The organism is Streptomyces sp. NBC_00102 (assembly GCF_026343115.1).
In the GTDB taxonomy this organism is placed as follows: Bacteria; Actinomycetota; Actinomycetes; order Streptomycetales; family Streptomycetaceae; genus Streptomyces.
The window spans coordinates 321,541-338,982 of the sequence record NZ_JAPEMC010000001.1 but is presented as its reverse complement, the minus strand read 5'-3'; the positions used below and the strand labels follow the sequence as shown (position 1 = coordinate 338,982).

Sequence of the window (17,442 nt, the reverse complement as noted above, 5' to 3'; positions counted from 1 at the left end):
TCACCCCCTCACCCGTTCGTCAGGAGCGTCCTTCGATGCCCACCCCGCTCGCCACGACCGCCCCCGGGGCGGACCGGGCCGCGGCCGCACCGCGGCCGCACCGTCCCCGTACCGGTGCGGCACTGGGGGCGGCACTCCTGGGCTTCTTCGTGATCACCCTGGACGCCCTGGTGGTCAACGTGGCGCTGCCGTCCATCAGGGACAGCCTCGGCGGTGGCATCACGGGCCTGCAGTGGGTGGTGGACGGCTACACCCTGATGTTCGCCGCCTTCCTGCTGTCCGCGGGCTCACTGACCGACCGGCTGGGGGCACGCCGCACGTTCGGCGCGGGGCTGCTCCTGTTCGTCGCGGCGTCCGCGGTCTGCGGTCTCGCACCCAACCTCGGTCTGCTGATCGGCGCGCGCCTGGTGCAGGGCGCCGGCGCCGCGGTGATCGTCCCGTCCTCCCTGGCCTTGATCCGGGAAGCCTTCCCGGACGCGCGCAAGCGGGCGAAGGCCATCTCCGTCTGGGCGCTGGGCGGCTCGGCCGGATCAGCGGCGGGCCCGGTCGCGGGCGGGCTCCTCAGCCAGGTCGACTGGCGGCTGATCTTCTTCGTCAACGTACCCGTCGGCCTGATCGCCCTGGCCCTGCTGCTGCGCACCGAACACTCGCCCCGCGCCGCGAAGGCACCGTTCGACTGGACCGGGCAGCTCTCGGCCGTGATCGCGATGGGCGCCCTGACCTACGCGGCGATCGAAGCCGGGGGAGAGGGCTTCACCGATCCCCAGGTGATCTTCGCGCTCCTGCTGGCAGTGGCTGCCGCCGTGGTGTTCGCCCTGGCGCAGGCCCGCAGCCGTCACCCGATGGTCGGGACGGCCCTGCTCCGCGACCGGACCATGGTGCTCGCCTCGGCCATCGGCTTCGCCCTCAACGTCGGCTTCTACGGCATGATCTTCCTGCTCAGCCTGTACCTCCAGCAGGCCAAGGAGATGTCCGCACTCGCCACCGGACTGGCATTCGTCCCGATGACACTGCTGACCGCGACCGTCAGCCCCACCGCCGCCTGGTTCGCCTCCCGCTTCGGCTCCCGGATGCCGGTGATCACCGGGCAGGTGGCCATGGCCGCAGGGCTGGTCCTGCTGGCCCTCGTACCCGCCTCGGCGCCGGTCTGGCTGCTGGTCGCCGCGATGATCCCGGTCGGCGCGGGCGGCTCCCTGGCCGTCCCCGCCCTGACCTCGCTGCTCCTCGACCACGTGGCGCCCGCCCGGGCCGGCACCGCCACCGGGGTACTCAACACCTCCCGCCAGGTCGGCGGCGCGCTCGCCGTCGCGATCTTCGGCGCGCTCATCGCCAACCCCGGCCACCTCTCGACCGGGCTCGACACCAGCCTCTGCATCGCCGCTGCCGCTGTCTTGCTCACCACCGCGGCGAGCTTCCTGCTCCGCCCGGTGGCCCGTACCTGAGCGAGGAAACGCGCTGTTCAGCGCCAGATTTCCTCATGCGGGCCACCTCCTCGTGGCGCTCGTAGTCCTCCGCCTCCCCCGGACGGAGCCGTATCAGGCCCGCCCGTGTTCCCCTACCGCACCAGTCACTGGAGATTTCCGTGCACAACGTCACCCTGAACAACGGCGTCGAGATGCCGATCCTCGGCTTCGGCGTCTTCCAGATCCCGGCGGACGACACCGAGCGGGCCGTCACCGAGGCTCTCGCCGCCGGCTACCGGCTCATCGACACCGCCGCCGCCTACGGCAACGAGGAAGCCGTCGGCAAGGCCATCAAGAACAGCGGCATCCCGCGCGAGGAACTCTTCGTCACCACCAAGCTGTGGATCCAGGACGCCCCCGCGCAGGAGAACGCCACCCGCGTGTTCGAGACCTCGCTGCGCAAGCTGGGTCTGGACTACCTCGACCTGTACCTGATGCACCAGCCCTTCGGCGACGTGTACGGGCAGTGGCGCGCCATGGAGGCCCTGCACCACCGGGGGCGCGTCCGGGCGATCGGTGTCTCCAACTTCTACCCGGACCGGCTCGTCGACCTCCTCAGCAACAACGAGGTGACGCCGGCGGTCAACCAGATCGAGACCCACCCGTTCTTCCAGCGCACCGCCGACCAGGACGTCATGATCGAACACGGCGTGCAGATCCAGTCGTGGGGCGGCTTCGCCGAGGGTAAGAACGACCTCTTCACCAACCCGGTCCTGAGCGGCATCGGAGCGAAGCACGGCAAGTCCGTCGCCCAGGTCGTCCTGCGCTGGCTGGTTCAGAGCGACATCGTCGCCATCCCCAAGTCGGTGCGAGCCGACCGCATGGCGGAGAACATCGACGTCTTCGACTTTGAACTGACCGACGATCAGCTGGCCGCGATCGCCGCGCTGGACACCGGTGAGTCCCTGTTCTTCGACCACCGGACCGCCGCGGTCGCCGGGCAGCTCGGCAAGCGCCGGCTGGACGGCTGACCCGCGGCACACGCACCCGGGTGGGCGGGGCCGGCCCACGAGACACGGCCCCGCCCACCCGCTCCGCCCCGCCTCCGAGCGGCCACTTCAAGGAGCAGGAGATCACCATGGACCAGCAGCAGAAGATCACCGACGTGCTCATGGTCGGCGCGACCGGAACCATCGGGCAGCTCGCCGTGCGCGTCGCCCAGCGCCACGGCCTGCGCCCGCGGGCCCTGGTCCGCGACGTGCGGCGCGCCGCACGGCAACTGCCCGGCGTCGACCTCGTCCAGGGAGACCTGGAAGATCCCGCCTCGCTGCGGAGCGCGGTCCGGGGCGTCGACGCCATCGTGTTCACCCACGGCTCCGGCGGCGACCCCCGCCCCGACGCCCGTGAGCACATCGACTACGGAGGCGTCCGCAACGTCCTGTCCGTCCTCGACGGCGCCCGCCCGCGCGTGGCCCTGATGACCTCCGTCTACGCCACGCGTACCGACGTCCCCAACGCCTCGCCGTGGAAGCGGCGGTCCGAGCGGCTCCTTCGGGCCGCCGGGCTCCCTTACACGATCGTGCGGCCCGGATGGTTCGACCACGCCGGCCCCACCCAGCGGCGGCTCGTCCTGGAACAGGGCGGGACGATCGACGGAGGCATCGCGAGCGAGCAGATCGCCGAAACCCTCGTACGCAGCCTGCTGACCGACACCGCGCTGGGCAAGACCTTCGAACTGATCGCCGAAGAGGGCAACGAGCCGTCCGACTGGACCGGGCTCTTCGCCCCCCTCAAGGCCGACGCCCCCCATGCCCTGGACGGCGCGCTGGACCCGGCCGATCTTCCCGTCGAGGCCGAACCCGCACGCCTGCGCGCCGACTTGACCGTGATCCGTACGGCGAACACGAGCGGCGCATGAGTCCAGACGACCGTCACCATGCCGCACGGACCGGCCCACGGGCAGCAATCGGACGTCGCGCGCTCCTGCGTGGCGCACTACTGACAGGAGCGACCCTGGTGACCGGAGCCCAGATCAGCGCGTGTTCCCCCTCGAAGGGCGGCGGCGCGACACCGGCCTCCACGTCGGGCGCGACGGTGGAGACCACCCGTCGGCCGTCCTCGTCGCCGCGCCGGGGGAGCGGGTTCTGCTCGCCTACTTCTCCCGGCCCGGCGAGAACTACTCCTACGGCGGGCGTACCAACCTCACCACGGGCAACACCGAAGTCCTCGCCCGGATGATCCGCGAGCGCATCGACTGCGACGTGCACCGCATCGAGGCCGTCGACCCCTACCCGGACGACTACGAGGAGACCGTGGCTCGCAACGTCCGCGAGCAGGACGCCAACGCCCGCCCCGCCATCGCTGATCTGCCGGACTCGATCGCCCCGTACGGCACGGTGCTGCTGGCCGGCCCCATCTGGAACGTCCGCGCCCCGATGATCATGTCGACGTTCACCGACGCGTTCGACTTCCGCGGCAAGACCGTCCACCCGGTCACCACGTACGCCATGAGCGGACTGGGCACCACCGAGCACGACTACGCGGCCTCCTGCCCCGGCGCGACCATCGGGCAAGGGCTCGCCGTACGCGGCGAGGAAGTCCGCAAGGGCGGTGCTGCCGTGGACTCCTGGCTCCGCACCGTCGGGCTCCTCCGGGACTGACCGGCTTGCGGCCGCCTCCTCGCGAGAGTCAGGGGGAGGGGTAGCCGCGGCTCGGACGGGGCCCCGGCGCAGCTCCACCCGCGGGGGCGGATTCCAGGGATCGTCGCAACACTTCGTATGTTGCGACGATCCTGGTGAGTCGGCAGGCACCATTTGCCCTGAAGGACGTAGGCCAAAGGTCGGGGTGTCCGGTCGCAGACCGGAGAACGACCATGGAGACGTGACTTCTTCGCCCTTTGACATCGATGTTTTCCTCAGTCAGCCACTCACCGCCCGCGTGGCGACTGACGGGCCGACCGTGCGGCCCGTGTGGTTCGTCTGGGAGGAGGGTGCCTTCTGGATACTGACTGGGCCATGGACCAAGCTCTTCCACCGGGTGAGCGCAGAACCACGGATTGCCCTTGTCGTGGACGTGTGTGACGTCGCTACTGGCCTTGTCCGTCAGGTCATTGCTCGGGGGCGTGCTGAACTTGTTCCCTTCGATGTCGCCCGTGGCCGCCGCAAGCTGGTCCGATACTTGGGTTCGGACGAGTCCCGGTGGGACACACGCTTCGTCCACTACCTGCGCGACGACCCAAAGGTGCGGGGCACGGTCTGGCTGAGGCTGGAGCCCTCGTCTCTGACAGCGCACGATCTGAGCTACGCGGCCGTAGGAGACGCTGAGTGAAGCGGACTGCGATCTGAGCGACCATGTTGTGGTCAGAAGTCTCGACAGGCGCTCGGCCGGGGTTTCCCAGCCGAGCGTTTTGCGTGGGCGGCTGTTGAGTTCGGCGGCGACAGCGTTCAGGTGCTCGCGACTGTGGACGGCCAGGTCCGAGCCCTTGGGGAAGTACTGCCGGAGCAGGCCGTCCGTGTTCTCGTTCGACCCGCGCTGCCAGGGGCTGGCGGGGTTGCAGAAGTAGACCGGCATGTTCGCGGCGGAGCTCTCCGCGGCCTTGGACGTAGAGGGCCTGGTAGATCGTCTCGTGCGTCACACACATCGCACGCATCTCCAGGTCGCAGGGGAAGTCCCGGCGGAGCTGCTGGGCTGTCTACTCAGGGCTCCAGCGCTGTTCCAGATGCTCTTGAATGAAGTCCCGCAGCCGGGGGCACTGGCCGATCTTCCCGGGCTTGGGACGGGCCGGCGGGCGTCGGCGCGGGACTGGGGCACGTAGGGCCGGTAGGTCCATTCGGTGCCACGCCAAAGGGCGCCGTTGCGGCGTATCTCGCGACTGATGGTCGAGGGGCTGCGGCCCAGCTCGGTGGCGATCGTGCGGATGGATGCCTTCTCCCGCAGCCAGTCAGTGATGTGAATGCGTTCGTGTTCCCCGAGGTACCGGCCGTCCCTGCCGCTGAGCAGACGGCCGTTGCGCCGCCCGCGAGCGGTCCGCGGATGGACGCCTACACGCTTGGCCGCCTCTGCACTGCTGTAGCCCTGTTTGCACGAGCCGGAAGTGTTCCTCCCGCTCGACATGGAGCTTCTTGCGCCCTTGTGGCCTTCGGTCCTTGCGGGCTCCGAACCCCATCGCATCCCCTGAGCTGGGGTGTTGCGACGACCACTGGAACGCAAGGGGACGGGGGGCTTGGGGCCGGGGGGACGTACGGAGTCCGTCGTGACCTTGGCCCAGCGGCTCGGGCATTGGCTCCCTCGATCACGCTGAGTTACTATGCTCACTTCACGCCGGAGGCCGGCGGCAAGGGGTGCGGTGCCATCGACGGGCTGCTCGGGGAGTGAGGGGCGTCATGCCGGTCGAAACTCCCCAGATTCTCCCCAGCGTCGCCGGTCGGCTCGTCGCCCCGCTGCACCCGCACGAGGGCTTCCGTGGAATGCAAGGTTGAAGAGATTGGTGGCCTGCGAAAGTGCTGAAAGAGGTTGTTGCGACCCGCTATGTCACGCCATTGCGTGAGGGAGGTTCGCTCCCCGGGATCGTCGAGGCCGACGACCTCGGTACGTACGTCATGAAGTTGTCCACCTGGCGGCGCTGACCTGCGGATTCATGGCTCATCAGGTCTCTGAACTGCGAGGATGAGTATTTCCCAGCCTTTCGGTTTCGTTCTGGGTTGTGCAGCCGGTTCTCCCCACACGCTCCCCAGGGCCCTCGACACTCCCCAGATTCTCCCCAGCGGTCCCACGTGTAGCGAGCGCTGCGCCCGGGAGTAGGAAGGTGCGCCTGGCTACGCCGGTGTCACGCTGGGTTGTTGCACCGTCGTGCGCCTATCTGGTGCTGACCGAGGGAACTGGAAAGCAAACGGTGGTTGTCTCCGATCCGGAATGGCGCATGCTGTAAAGGTCGACCAGCGAGGTTCAGTTGGCGTATGAGAGGCGCGCAGTGCCGAAGTCGGGGCCCTCATGGTCCGAGAGCGTCAGCAGTGTCCGCGAGGGCGGCCTGAGAGCTACGCAGCGCAGTAGGCTAACCGAGTAGGACTTGGTGGGCCTGCTGGGGAGACTTAGGGTGCGCGGTGAGGTCCCGCCTTCCCCGCTCACCTCCGCTCGCGCGGAGCGGACCCCGAACTGCTGGACGCGCAGGGCCTGACGAACGGTTCACCTCCGCTGGCGCGGAGCGGACTTGTCCTTGAGCCATCCGACGATGCCGCCGTCCGGTTCACCTCCGCTGGCGCGGAGCGGACACGGTGGACAAGTTGCGCGATGCTCTGCCGGGCGGTTCACCTCCGTTGGCGCGGAGCGGACGGAGGGCAGGCGGATCATCAGAGGATGGCTCCCGGTTCACCTCCGCTGGCGCGGAGCGGACTCCAGCAACAGCTCCGACGGATACGACATAGCCGGTTCACCTCCGCTGGCGCGGAGCGGACGACCGCAGCGCGGTGATGTGGGCACGCGCGGTCGGTTCACCTCCGCTGGCGCGGAGCGGACATCGACCACGCGGCCGACCGGCCCGGTGTCGTCGGTTCACCTCCGCTGGCGCGGAGCGGACGCAGGGCTGCCAGGAGCTGGAAACGCTGCCACGGTTCACCTCCGCTGGCGCGGAGCGGACCTCGAAGTCGGGGCCCAGCAGGGTGATCAGCTCTTGGTTCACCTCCGCTGGCGCGGAGCGGACGGCAGTCCACCGCTCACGTCCTGGCGTACGTCCGGTTCACCTCCGCTGGCGCGGAGCGGACGCCCGGGTCTCGCCGTCCGACACCGCCCGGAGCGGTGCACCTCCGCTGGCGCGGAGCGGACATCACCAACCTCTCTCCCCTCAACATCGAGGGCGGTTCACCTCCGCTGGCGCGGAGCGGACCCGGCCTCGGCCGAGTCGAGCTCCGCGACCGGCGGTTCACCTCCGCTGGCGCGGAGCGGACTATGCCGGACGGTTGCTAGTCATGGTCAAGACCGGTTCACCTCCGCTGGCGCGGAGCGGACTCCAGCGGCTGAAGGGCCACGGTAAGGACCCGCGGTTCACCTCCGCTGGCGCGGAGCGGACGTCGCGGCCGGGACGTACTCCCCGCGCGAGGTCGGTTCACCTCCGCTGGCGCGGAGCGGACGGGGAGTTCAACGGGCGGGTGTAGTGGCGGGTCGGTTCACCTCCGCTGGCGCGGAGCGGACGCAGGGGGGAGATGGGTGCCACGCTGGGCGTTCGGTTCACCTCCGCTGGCGCGGAGCGGACGCAGGGGGGAGATGGGTGCCACGCTGGGCGTTCGGTTCACCTCCGCTGGCGCGGAGCGGACGCAGGGGGGAGATGGGTGCCACGCTGGGCGTTCGGTTCACCTCCGCTGGCGCGGAGCGGACTGGGGTTCGCCGGCGCGGTCGGCCTCCTCTGCCGGTTCACCTCCGCTGGCGCGGAGCGGACCGGGCCCGGATGTCAGCGCCCCGCTGGAGACGCGGTTCACCTCCGCTGGCGCGGAGCGGACTCGGGGTTGGCGAGGTCGAACCGGTTGGCGGCCGGTTCACCTCCGCTGGCGCGGAGCGGACATCAAGCCACCACCAGCTACGTTGAGGTAGCCCGGTTCACCTCCGCTGGCGCGGAGCGGACGTTCTCCTGCTCGCGCTGACCGCCGCGAACGGCGGTTCACCTCCGCTGGCGCGGAGCGGACCTGGAGCCGCACGAGATCGGCCGGGCCATGAGCGGTTCACCTCCGCTGGCGCGGAGCGGACGAACACGCCGGATACGGTGGCGTCGCCGAAGACGGTTCACCTCCGCTGGCGCGGAGCGGACCCTTTTTGACCTGCGGCATTAGAGGGGGTTTGCCATTTCTTGACTTTCTCTACGGAAGGCGGCGAGGGTGAGCCTGCCGAAGTCGACGTGTTCGCGGCGGTGGGTGCCCGCGGTCCTGAGGGTAAAGCCTTGTTCGTTGTCGGCGGGGTGGGCGAGGACGGCGATGCCGTCGTGGGTGCTGGCGGCGTCGGCGGCCCAGAGTTCGTCGCGGACTTTGGCGGAGACGGTGCCGACGTAGAGCTCGGGGGTGACTTCGAGGAGCCAGCGGGTGAGGGCGCCGCGCAGGTGGTCGGGGACGGCGGTGGCCGGGATGACGATCATCGAGGACATGAGCGGCCGTGCCCTTCAGGTGTGTGGGTCGTGCGTGTTTGCCGTGGTTGATGTAGGCGGGGACGGAGCCGACGACGGGGCCTACAGGGCGACGAGTTGGATGTCGGTGACGACGGGGGAGGAGTACGGCTCTCCTCCGCTCGTGCGGAGAGGACGACGTGTTGGGGTCGAGCGCGATCCGGCGCCACGGTCTACCTCCGCTGGAGCGGAGAAGGCGGTTGGCTGGTTGCTTTCGCATGGCCCAAGGACGGGCTACCTCTGCTTGCGCAGGGAGTTCCTGGTTCGAATCTGTCCTTTTGTCAGGGTGCAGTGCGTGTGGGGTGTTCGTTAGTCGCGTACGAGGCCGTCGAGGGGGTGGAGGTGGATGATCTTGCCGTTGAGTCGGTAGGGCTGTGTGCCTGTGCGGGTGGCGCGTTGGGGCAGAAGGAGGACATCTCGTAGGGCGCCGATGTTTCTCCAGCCGGTCGGGGTGTCGGTGTCGGGGTGGCGTCCTTGGAGCCAGCGGTGGTCGATTTGGACGGTACGGGACATCAGGTCGCGGATGGCTTTGGTGTCGGTGGGGCTGATGTGGGTGGGAAGGGGGCGGTGGCGTGCTCTGCGGTCGAGCCAGAGTCGGCCGTCGGTGTCGGTCCAGACGGGGAGGATGCGGGTGGTGTCCGCGCCGAGTCGGGTGGCGATGAGGTCTTCGTCGTCGATGGTGGTGAGGGGGCGGAGGTCGCGGATGGGGCGGGTGGGGGTGGGGAGGGTGGCGGTGTCGGCGGTGGCTCGCTGGGCTTGTTCGGTTGCTTGGTCATTGGCAGCGGCGGTGGTGGTCCAGTCGATCGTGTAGACGTCGTCGACGAGGTGCTGAACGTCTTCGGGGATGGCGCAGATGCCGCGGTGGAGGTGTTGGAGGGCTGTGACGGTGCGGTCGAGGAGGGTTTCGCTGTAGACGGTGCCCCACGGGCGAGGTGGGAGTTTTCCGGTGGGGATGAGGACGGTCATGGCTGGGGTGGGGGCCCATGCGGGGCGGTCTGCGCGGGGGTGGCGGTGGCAGCGGCCGGCCCGCTGGAGGAGGAGCGCAATGGGGGCGAGGTCCGTGATGACGTGGTCGAAGTCGACGTCGAGGGATTGTTCGATGACCTGGGTGGCGACGACGATGACCGGTCGGGTGGGGCGGCGGCCGCGGGCGGGGACGTAGGCGCCACAGGCGGTGGTGCGGGCGGCGCGTGGTTTGCCGGCCCAGTTTTCGATGCGGCGTGTGACGCCTTGGCGTTGGCGCGCCGGCATTCGGGCGTGCAGCAGCTGAACGAGTGGGGCGCCGGGGCCGGTCCATGAAGTGCGCAGGTGGCGGGCGGTGGCTTGGGCGTCGGCGACGGTGTTGCAGACGATCGCTGCGCAGCCGCGGCTTTCGTCGATCATGGGCTGGAGGGTGAGGGTGAGGGTGGCGAGGCGGCTGTCGGGAGTGGTCGGGTCGGCTTGGTGGTGAACGTGGTGGAGGTTGATGGCCAGGCGGCGGGCGCGGGTGGTTGCGAGGGTGTCGCTGGTGGTGACGGTGCCGGTTTGGGCGTCGATGTGGGTCCAGCCCGGATAGGCGGGGGCGATGGTGACGGGTGTGGTGTGTCCGGCGCCGGTGCGGTAGGCGGTGGCGAGGCGGGTGGCGATGGTGCCGGTGAGCGTGGCGGACAGCAGGATCACCGGAGTCCGGGTGTGGCCGAGCCATTCCAGGAGGCGTTCGGTGACACGGTGTCCGTAGGCGTCGTAGGCGTGAGCCTCGTCGATGATGATCGTCTTGCCGGTGAGGCCCAGCCAGCGCATGGCGTTGTAGCGGATGGGGAATGCCGCCAGGGCGGCGGTGTCCCAGGTGCCGACGGCCGCGCCGGCGAGGAGCCCGCAGTGGCGTCCTCTGAGCCACTCGCCGGCGAGGAAAGGGGCGTTGGTGAGGATGCGGTCGGTGTCGGCGTTGTAGGTGGCGTTGAGCCAGGCCATGGAGTGCAGCAGGGTGACCGGCATGGGGCCGTCGGCACTCTGGGTCACGTGTTCGCAGATACGTGTGTGCATGGCGTCGGTGGTGGCCATGGTCGGCAGGAACACGCCGAGCCCTTCGCTGCCTGACGCGTGCCCGAGGATGTGTGCGGCGAACAGTGCTGCTTCCGTCTTGCCGTCGCCGGTGGGGGCGGTGATGACGACGAGACCCGGACCTCTGACATGTCGGGGAAGGCGCCGGGCGAGGTCGGTCTGGAGGGGATGGGGGTGAGTGATGAACGGGAACATCTCGGTGAACGACTCGGCGGGTTTCCATACCGGGGCGGTCAGTTGGGCGTCGGCGAGGGCTTTCGACGCTGCCTTACGGGCGCGCCGCGCGTGTGCTTCCCAGTCCTGGGCGTCGGGAGAGTGCTCGCGTTCCTGGTGGCGGGAGCGGACCCAGGAGATGCGGGAGGCGAGCCAGTCGGCGAGGACGATCAGTCCCGTGGCGATGAGGCAGGCTCCCGCGGGGGCGGACCGGGTGGGGGGTTCGGGGCTGGCGCACAGGGTCTGCATGGTGCTCAGATGAACTGCCCGTTGTTCGTTCCAGCCTTCCTTCCCGACGCGGGGCTCCTGGTCGTGGGGGCTGGCCAGGGTGTGCGCGTCGAGGGCGTCGCCGTAGGTGCCGTGGTGGCCGCCGAGGATCTGCCCGATCTGGTGGGCGACCGACCGTAGGGGGCGGCCGTCGGTCGGGTAGCCCGCTTGTACGAGCAGCGCGGGTACGGTCAGGTGGGAGACGCGTTCGTGACGGATGGCGGTACTGTCGTCCGGCATGGGGTAGGCGGGGTCCGCGCGCAGGCCGACTGCTGCTTGCGGGGCTTGGTGGGGGAAGGCCGGGCAGATTTTGCCCAGGTCGTGGAGCCCGGCCCAGAACATGAGCAGGTGTCGTGCGTGTGACTCGCTGACTCCCCAGCCGGTGGCGATGAGGTGGCGTTGGCCTGCGGTGAGGTACTGGTCCCACAGTTCGCCGACGATCATCGCCGTGTCGATCAGGTGGCAGATGACGGGATAGGGGCCCAGGTCTTCGAGCCCGTGGAACTTGGCCCACAGTCGGTCATCGACAGGGCGTTGCATCATCAGAGTTCTCCGGCTGAGGAATAGCGGTCTTGTGGTGGAGGGAACGTCGGGCCGCGAAGATCCACGGTTACCCGGACTCCGGCCCGATGTCGCCCTGGACTCAACGGTGCGGTGCGATGGACAGGAGGCCGACGCCGAAGGCGCGCCCCTGGCCGATGCCGGTGGTGATGGCTTGGCGGAGGGCTCCTGGGTCGGTGACGGTGGCGATGCCGTCGAACCGTGTGACGGACAGGTGGGCGCGCTTCTTCTCGCCGCGAGTGGCGAGGACGGGGGGTTGGGGGGTGTCGAGGACGAGGTGGGGAGTGAGGCCGGCGTCCGCGGCTTTGCGCTCCCACCAGGTGAGAGCGGCCTCTCCGGTCAGCGGGATGCGGCGTCCCCGTTGGCCGCGGACGAACTCGGTCTTGAGGGGATGGGCGTCGATGCGGTAGCGGACGGTTCTGCCGGGCGTCGCCCAGTCCAGGAGCGGAGTGAGTTCGCGGTAGTCGATGCCGTCGGCCATGTAGTTGGCGGGGAGGGCGTTGCGGTTGACGGTGATGGCGGTCGACTGGACGAGGAGGCTGGCGCCGCTGAGTTCGCGTTCGAGGCGGTAGAGCACGTTGTGGACGGTGCGGGGGCTGTCTCCGCCCTGGTCGGGGAAGAGGGCGCTGACGCGACGGTGGAGGGCGGTGTGGTCGCGCAGGTCGTGGTGGACGTCGCGCGAACGGGGGTTGAGGGTGATGCGTGCCAGGTGGACGGTGGGGTTCGGGGTCGTCATGAGGTCTCCGGGAGGGCGGTGGGCTGCGCGTAGGCGGTGAGCGCGGTGATCCAGGGGGTGCCGCGGCCGGCGCAGAGGCTGGCGGGGAGGGTGCGCCGGGATTCCCAGAGGTCGCGGGTGGTGAAGGTGCGGCCGGGTGAGGGGACGTCTCGGACGGTGGTGGTTGCCGGGAGACCGGGGGATCGCGGGGTGTCGTGGACGAAGGTGACGTCGATCGTGGCGGCGTGAGGTGGAGGGTCTGCGTGCAGGGGGGCGCGGTCGAGTTCGGCGACCGGATCGTCGAGGCCGGTGCGCAGAAGGAGCGGGCTGTCGGGTGGGCAGGAGCGGCGGCCCAGGTAGGGCGCGAACACCGGCTCGGTGAGGGCGTGTGCGGCGAGCGCGGTGATGTGGGTGGGGCCCGTGACGGCGACGGTGAACGCGGCGTCGGCCAGGTACCACCGCTCGGTCAGCATGGTTCCCTCGCCATCCTTCTTGCGTGTGCCGGCGGCGGTGGGCGCGGTGAGTTCACGGTGGTAGCCGCCGCCGATGGTGTGGAAGTCCATCTCGCGGTGCCCGGGGCGGTCGACGCGGATGACGTAGCGGAGTTCGGCGAGGTCGCTGTTGTCATGCTTGCGGGGGCGTCCGAGGGCGGAGGCGAGCAGGCCGGTGAGGCCCGACCTGGTGGGCGCGGTGTGGGTGGGCCTGACTTTGAAGTCAGCCGGACCGCCCCAGCTTTGCTGGGCGGCGGAAATATGCATGACAAAGCCGGTCACGGCTCCTCCTCGGTGGGATGGACGGGATGGTCTCCGCCGGCGCGGAGCGGCCCGCTGTTCAGTTGGTGTGCTTGGCGACGCTGTGCAGGGTGCGGGTGATCAGGTCATCGAAGGCGTTGACACGGTCGCCGAGGGCGGCGAACTCGCTGTCGCTGAGGGTGACGTGACCGTGGTCGGCGATCCGGCTGGTGCCGAGCATCCGGGCGTGGGCAGCCGCGTGGGCGTTGAGGGCGTCGAGGGAGGCCGGAACATAACCGTCGGCCGTGGCGGGGACGGGCGTCTCGAACGCACCTGCGAGGTTGATGGGCCGGTCGGTGCGGACGGCGATGTGGATGAGGTGGGGGACGGTGTGGGGCGCAGTGCCGGATGCCTTGGCGGGCATGATCGCGAGCGGGAAGGCACGCAGGAACGCGTCGATCACCTGCTGCGCGGTGTCGGTGTCGCCGTCGAGGTTGCCGATGAGCTCGCGGACGTTGAGGGTGGCGTAGCGGTAGAAGGTGGCGGAAGTGAATCGCTGGTCGCCCATGTGGCCCGCGCCGGTTTCCTGTCGTGCCTCGTGGAGCAGGTCGTCGACCGCAGAGAAGAAGTCGATCTGGCTCGGACCCGAGTGGGTGGCGATGCTGTGGGCCATCTGCACGGCGCCCGACACGGAGGATCCGGCTTCGTTGGCCAGCATGCGGCCGAACGCGGCGATCGAGGCGTTGCGCTGGCGCAGGACCTCCAGGACGGACGCCTGGAGCGCCTTGCGGTCAGCGGCAGGGATCTTCTTGTACGCCGCGGCGAGGGGCCCGGTCTCGGCGGCCTCTTCTTCCGCGTCGTCCTCGAAGCCGTCTTCGGACTCGTCGTCGGCGGGCGAGCTTTCGGCCTTCGATGCGGCCTGGGCGATGGCCTTTGCCGCAGCGGACGCGGCCTTCGTGAGCGCGTCGCGGTGGGCTTCGGCGATCTCGGCCAGCGAGTCGAACGCGCTCTCCGGGAGGAAAAGCAGGGCGTTGGTGCCTCCGCCCTCCGACAGACCGAGCCCCTTGACGCCCGCGGCGAGGATGAGCATCTGCGCCGCGGCGAGGGCAGTGTCCTTGTCCCAACCCGACTCATGCAGGCGGCCGGCGACGGCGCCGGGGGTGCCACGGGTACGGCGGGCGCGCTCTCCCAGAGCCTCCTCCATGTGAGTTCGGCTGTGGCGGCGGCCGTGCTGGGAAGACAGTCGCGGACGGGGCACCCCGCCGTACGTTCCCGTCTTGGGGGCGCCCTGCCGGTCGCGGTTGAGATTGCTGTAGGGGGCGGAATGGATGATATGGACGTCGATGTACAGCGGGGTCACTTGCTGGTCTCCTTCGGGCGGACGGGCATGGTGTAGGCGCGGGCCCAGTCGATACGGACATCCGGGGCCCAGCGCTGGTAGCGGATGAGGTCGCGCAGCAGGACCGGCCACTTGACCGGGACTCGGTTCGAGCGCAGCAGGCTTATGGTGGCGGGGAGTTCGGCGATCAGCGCGTCGTGGTCGAGCTCGCACAGGTGGGAGAGAAGCCCGATGGCTGTTTCGCGGCGCATACCGGTTCCTGCGGCTCTGGCGAGGGACCAGCCGAGGTTCTCCCACTGCTTCGCCGGAACGGGCTGGCGGACAGCGAGCGGTTTGTCGCCGGCGCGGGGGTTGGGAGCGTCGTGGACGGCGTACAGGGCGGCGGTCATCAGGAACGGGAGTTCGGCCTGGCGCTGGGCGTGGGGCGGGGTGTCCTTGCGGACGGGGATGCCGCCGGCGGGCATCAGATGCATGTACAGGGGCCAGGGGTTTTCGAGGTTGTCGGCGAGGCCCTGGCGGAGGGTCGCGCGTCCCTCGGGGGAAGCGCAGGCTCGGCGCACGGTTGCCATGAACCGCTCGTAAGTGGCCAGGCCGTTGCGGTCGGGCGGTGATTCCGTTGTCACAGACAGGTTCCTTCTCGTAGCTGGGGTCATTCGCTCCGCTTTCCGCGCCGGGCCTTGGGATGGGTGAGGCTCGCGCGGGCGGTGGCGATGGGGACCAGGCCGGCGGAGGTGGCGGCGTCGGCGCGAGTCGCCTCGTCGTACAAAGCGACCGCGAGAGAACGGAGTTGTGGCTTGCTGCCGTCGGTGATGGCCTGCCAGAAGAGAGCATCGGTGCGCTCCCAATAGGCGGCGATCGTGTGGCGGGTCCACGGGCATTCCGAGCGCGGGTCAGGACTCATCGCGTTCCACGCGGACCGGAGCGCGGCGGCCAAGTCCTTCGCGGTGTCCTCGGCGGTCTTACGGGCGGCGGCGACCAGGGCGGCCTTCTCGGGGTTGCGGCCGGAAGTGAACGCGGCTACCGGCACCGGCGTGATCTGCTCGAACCAGAGCTCCTCCTTCTCCTGCTTGTCCTGATGGCAGGCAAGGGCCCGGGCCCGGACAGGACCGATCCGGTCGAGCGCCTCCACAGGAAGGGTGTCCAGGAGCCGGACCCACGCCGGCGGAGTCGTGGCGGACTTCGTGGTGTCACCGGGGCGCCTGATGTGAACCAGCGACTCGAAATCCCGGACAAGAGCACGGGCGTGGTGAGCGCGAACGGGACCTCCGACGACCCGGTTGACCAGGAACGGGTCTTCTGCCGCCGTGATAGCCGCTGCCGCGGCCTCTGCGGCCTTCCTCGCCCCGGCGTCCTTGAACGCGCTGGGCACTGGGCTGCGCCACGCCGTCCAGACACGAGTGATCTGGCCGGTGGCCGGGTCGGCGCCGGTGAGCGTCGCGTGCGCGGCCCGGTTGATGAGCCGGGACACGGGCCCGGTGGGAAGCTCGGGCCGGAACGGGTCGGGAAGGTCGTCCTGTTCCCACTCGGGCAGATCGACCCCGGTGACAGGTACGTCGGCGGGGTGCGGTGCCGACAACAGGAGGTTGATGAACTCGTTGCCGGTCTCGGGGTGCCAGGAGATGACGGACCGAAGTGGTGCGGCCGCCATTGACTTGTGCTCGACTCCGTTGTGGGTGCGGTTCGCCCCGAGGCCGCACGGCCCGTACAGCCGCCACACGAGGACCCACCAGAACGCCTCCCAGGGGAGGACCGGCTCGTCTTGCGGAGTCCGGTCCATCCAGGGCTGGTTGTTCCCCGAGGCCCGGGTCATGACGAGCTTCGCCGGCGGTGCCGGCCCCCCGCACTCCTCGGCGAGTCGCGGGTCCTGGAGGAACGGCCGGTCATCATCATCCATCTCGAACCGGTGCCCCCACAGGGCGGAGTACTCGGCCACGGCGGCCGGGTCCAGGCGCCCCTGGGAGAGGAGTTCGTCCCAACGGTCCTCCCACGCGTCGGGATCCGCGATGTCGAGGCCGCTCACGCGGATGAACAGGACCACGAGAAGGCGGCGTAAGCAGGAGGAGACCGCCACGTTGGCGACGTCGAGCGTCCCCAGATGCCCCGCGGTAAGCGCGTCGCAGAGCGGGGTCAGGCTCGTTGAACCCGGCACCGCCGCAGGAAGTGCGCCTGGCGCCAACCGTTTCAGTTCTTGAGGATCGGCGTCAGGGCGCCACTTGAATGGCGCACATGGCGACGTCAGCACATTCACCACAGAGAGCAGCTCCAGCCGGGATCGCGAGACATTTGTGCGGGAGAGGCAGTGCAGACAACTGCCCTTATAAATGGGTGCATTTGCCGGTCTTTCGCCCGGCGACGGGAACAACATAAAGTGAGGTGAGACGGGCCCGCAACCGACTCTCTGAACTGTCAGTGGCGGCCTGTACAGTCGCTCGCGGAGGCGCCCCGGGCCTTCCGTGGACTTGGGTCAAATCCAGCCAAGAGCCAACTGGCCATGCTTGGTTCTTGGTGGTGGTAGCGCATCCGGAGACCCCGTACGTGCGGTCCGCGATCCTCCAATCCCACGGCAGGGCGGAGGGCGGGCTGTACACTCGGACTGCAGGGCAATCCGTGCACTTCGCCCGCCGTAAAGGCACGGCAAAACCGTTCTTCAGCGGCAGGTGGAACAGGGTGCGTTCCGCGCGAGCGGAGGTGAACCGCGAGCACCGCGCTGGAGGGCATCCAGCATGCGGTGCGTTCCGCGAGAGCGGAGGTGAACCGGACGGCCGGGCCTGCGAGCGGCAGGCTACGGAGTGCGCTCCGCGCGAGCGGAGGTGAGCCGAGCACCAGCACGGCGACACCAAGTGCCTCCGAGTGCGCTCCGCGCGAGCGGAGGTGAACCGAACTTCGACCGTTCAGCACCGATCATCGGCACGTGCGCTCCGCGCGAGCGGAGGAGTTGGTGATCGTTCGTGCGCGAGAGGACTGAAGGAGCGGCCGTGCCGGGGCCAGGGGAGCGGTAACGCCGGTGGCCCATGACTCTCGCGCCCGCCTCG

At 69.5% G+C, this 17,442-nt stretch carries 13 protein-coding genes, 1 pseudogene and 2 CRISPR repeat arrays; of the genes and pseudogenes, 6 read left to right on the top strand and 8 right to left on the bottom strand.

What is annotated here, in order from left to right:
• Positions 1-35: 35 nt before the first annotated feature.
• From OHA55_RS01585 to OHA55_RS01565, 5 genes are all read left to right on the top strand, one after another.
• Complete coding sequence (locus OHA55_RS01585; RefSeq protein WP_266702037.1) at positions 36-1,442, top strand: MFS transporter; 1,407 nt, start codon at positions 36-38, stop codon at positions 1,440-1,442.
• Between the two features lie 140 nt (positions 1,443-1,582).
• Positions 1,583-2,434 (top strand): aldo/keto reductase, encoded by an 852-nt coding sequence (locus OHA55_RS01580; protein WP_266702035.1) that lies wholly within the window; start codon positions 1,583-1,585, stop codon positions 2,432-2,434.
• Positions 2,435-2,541: 107 nt separating this feature from the next.
• Positions 2,542-3,321: an SDR family oxidoreductase gene (locus tag OHA55_RS01575; protein ID WP_266702033.1), complete on the top strand. Its 780-nt coding sequence runs from the start codon at positions 2,542-2,544 to the stop codon at positions 3,319-3,321.
• Positions 3,322-3,442: 121 nt separating this feature from the next.
• Positions 3,443-4,063 (top strand): flavodoxin, encoded by a 621-nt coding sequence (locus OHA55_RS01570; protein ID WP_266702031.1) that lies wholly within the window; start codon positions 3,443-3,445, stop codon positions 4,061-4,063.
• A 241-nt stretch (positions 4,064-4,304) separates the two neighbouring features.
• Positions 4,305-4,730, top strand: a complete 426-nt coding sequence (locus OHA55_RS01565; protein ID WP_266710382.1) for a pyridoxamine 5'-phosphate oxidase family protein — start codon at positions 4,305-4,307, stop codon at positions 4,728-4,730.
• A gap of 27 nt (positions 4,731-4,757) precedes the next feature.
• Here OHA55_RS01565 and OHA55_RS01560 read toward each other — a convergent pair.
• Positions 4,758-5,324: pseudogene (locus OHA55_RS01560) on the bottom strand (IS30 family transposase); the annotation flags it as partial.
• 578 nt (positions 5,325-5,902) lie between these two features.
• Between OHA55_RS01560 and OHA55_RS01555 the strand changes: the two are divergent.
• Positions 5,903-6,028 carry a hypothetical protein gene (locus OHA55_RS01555; RefSeq protein ID WP_266711206.1) on the top strand — a complete coding sequence of 42 codons (126 nt, stop codon included), beginning with the start codon at positions 5,903-5,905 and terminating at the stop codon, positions 6,026-6,028.
• A gap of 491 nt (positions 6,029-6,519) precedes the next feature.
• A CRISPR array of direct repeats spans positions 6,520-8,196; the repeat unit is 29 nt; unit sequence CGGTTCACCTCCGCTGGCGCGGAGCGGAC.
• A gap of 18 nt (positions 8,197-8,214) precedes the next feature.
• Here OHA55_RS01555 and cas2e read toward each other — a convergent pair.
• The 7 genes from cas2e to casA form a co-directional block, all read right to left on the bottom strand.
• On the bottom strand, positions 8,215-8,526 hold the full coding sequence (gene cas2e / locus OHA55_RS01550) for a type I-E CRISPR-associated endoribonuclease Cas2e (protein ID WP_266702029.1): 312 nt from the start codon (positions 8,524-8,526) through the stop codon (positions 8,215-8,217).
• Between the two features lie 327 nt (positions 8,527-8,853).
• Positions 8,854-11,607: a CRISPR-associated helicase Cas3' gene (gene cas3 / locus OHA55_RS01545; protein WP_266702027.1), complete on the bottom strand. Its 2,754-nt coding sequence runs from the start codon at positions 11,605-11,607 to the stop codon at positions 8,854-8,856.
• Between the two features lie 100 nt (positions 11,608-11,707).
• A complete protein-coding gene (gene cas6e / locus OHA55_RS01540; RefSeq protein ID WP_266702025.1) occupies positions 11,708-12,361 on the bottom strand; it encodes a type I-E CRISPR-associated protein Cas6/Cse3/CasE in 654 nt (217 codons plus the stop codon).
• Complete coding sequence (cas5e, locus tag OHA55_RS01535) at positions 12,358-13,113, bottom strand: type I-E CRISPR-associated protein Cas5/CasD (RefSeq protein WP_266702023.1); 756 nt, start codon at positions 13,111-13,113, stop codon at positions 12,358-12,360. The genes cas6e and cas5e overlap by 4 nt, the downstream gene beginning before the upstream one ends.
• A gap of 58 nt (positions 13,114-13,171) precedes the next feature.
• Positions 13,172-14,431: a type I-E CRISPR-associated protein Cas7/Cse4/CasC gene (locus OHA55_RS01530; protein WP_266702021.1), complete on the bottom strand. Its 1,260-nt coding sequence runs from the start codon at positions 14,429-14,431 to the stop codon at positions 13,172-13,174.
• Positions 14,428-15,033: a type I-E CRISPR-associated protein Cse2/CasB gene (casB, locus tag OHA55_RS01525; protein ID WP_266702019.1), complete on the bottom strand. Its 606-nt coding sequence runs from the start codon at positions 15,031-15,033 to the stop codon at positions 14,428-14,430. Before casB ends, OHA55_RS01530 begins: the two co-directional genes overlap by 4 nt.
• A gap of 26 nt (positions 15,034-15,059) precedes the next feature.
• Complete coding sequence (gene casA / locus OHA55_RS01520; RefSeq protein ID WP_266702017.1) at positions 15,060-16,559, bottom strand: type I-E CRISPR-associated protein Cse1/CasA; 1,500 nt, start codon at positions 16,557-16,559, stop codon at positions 15,060-15,062.
• A 518-nt stretch (positions 16,560-17,077) separates the two neighbouring features.
• Positions 17,078-17,343: direct repeats of the CRISPR family, unit length 22 nt; unit sequence GTGCGCTCCGCGCGAGCGGAGG.
• Between the last annotated feature and the right edge of the window lie 99 nt (positions 17,344-17,442).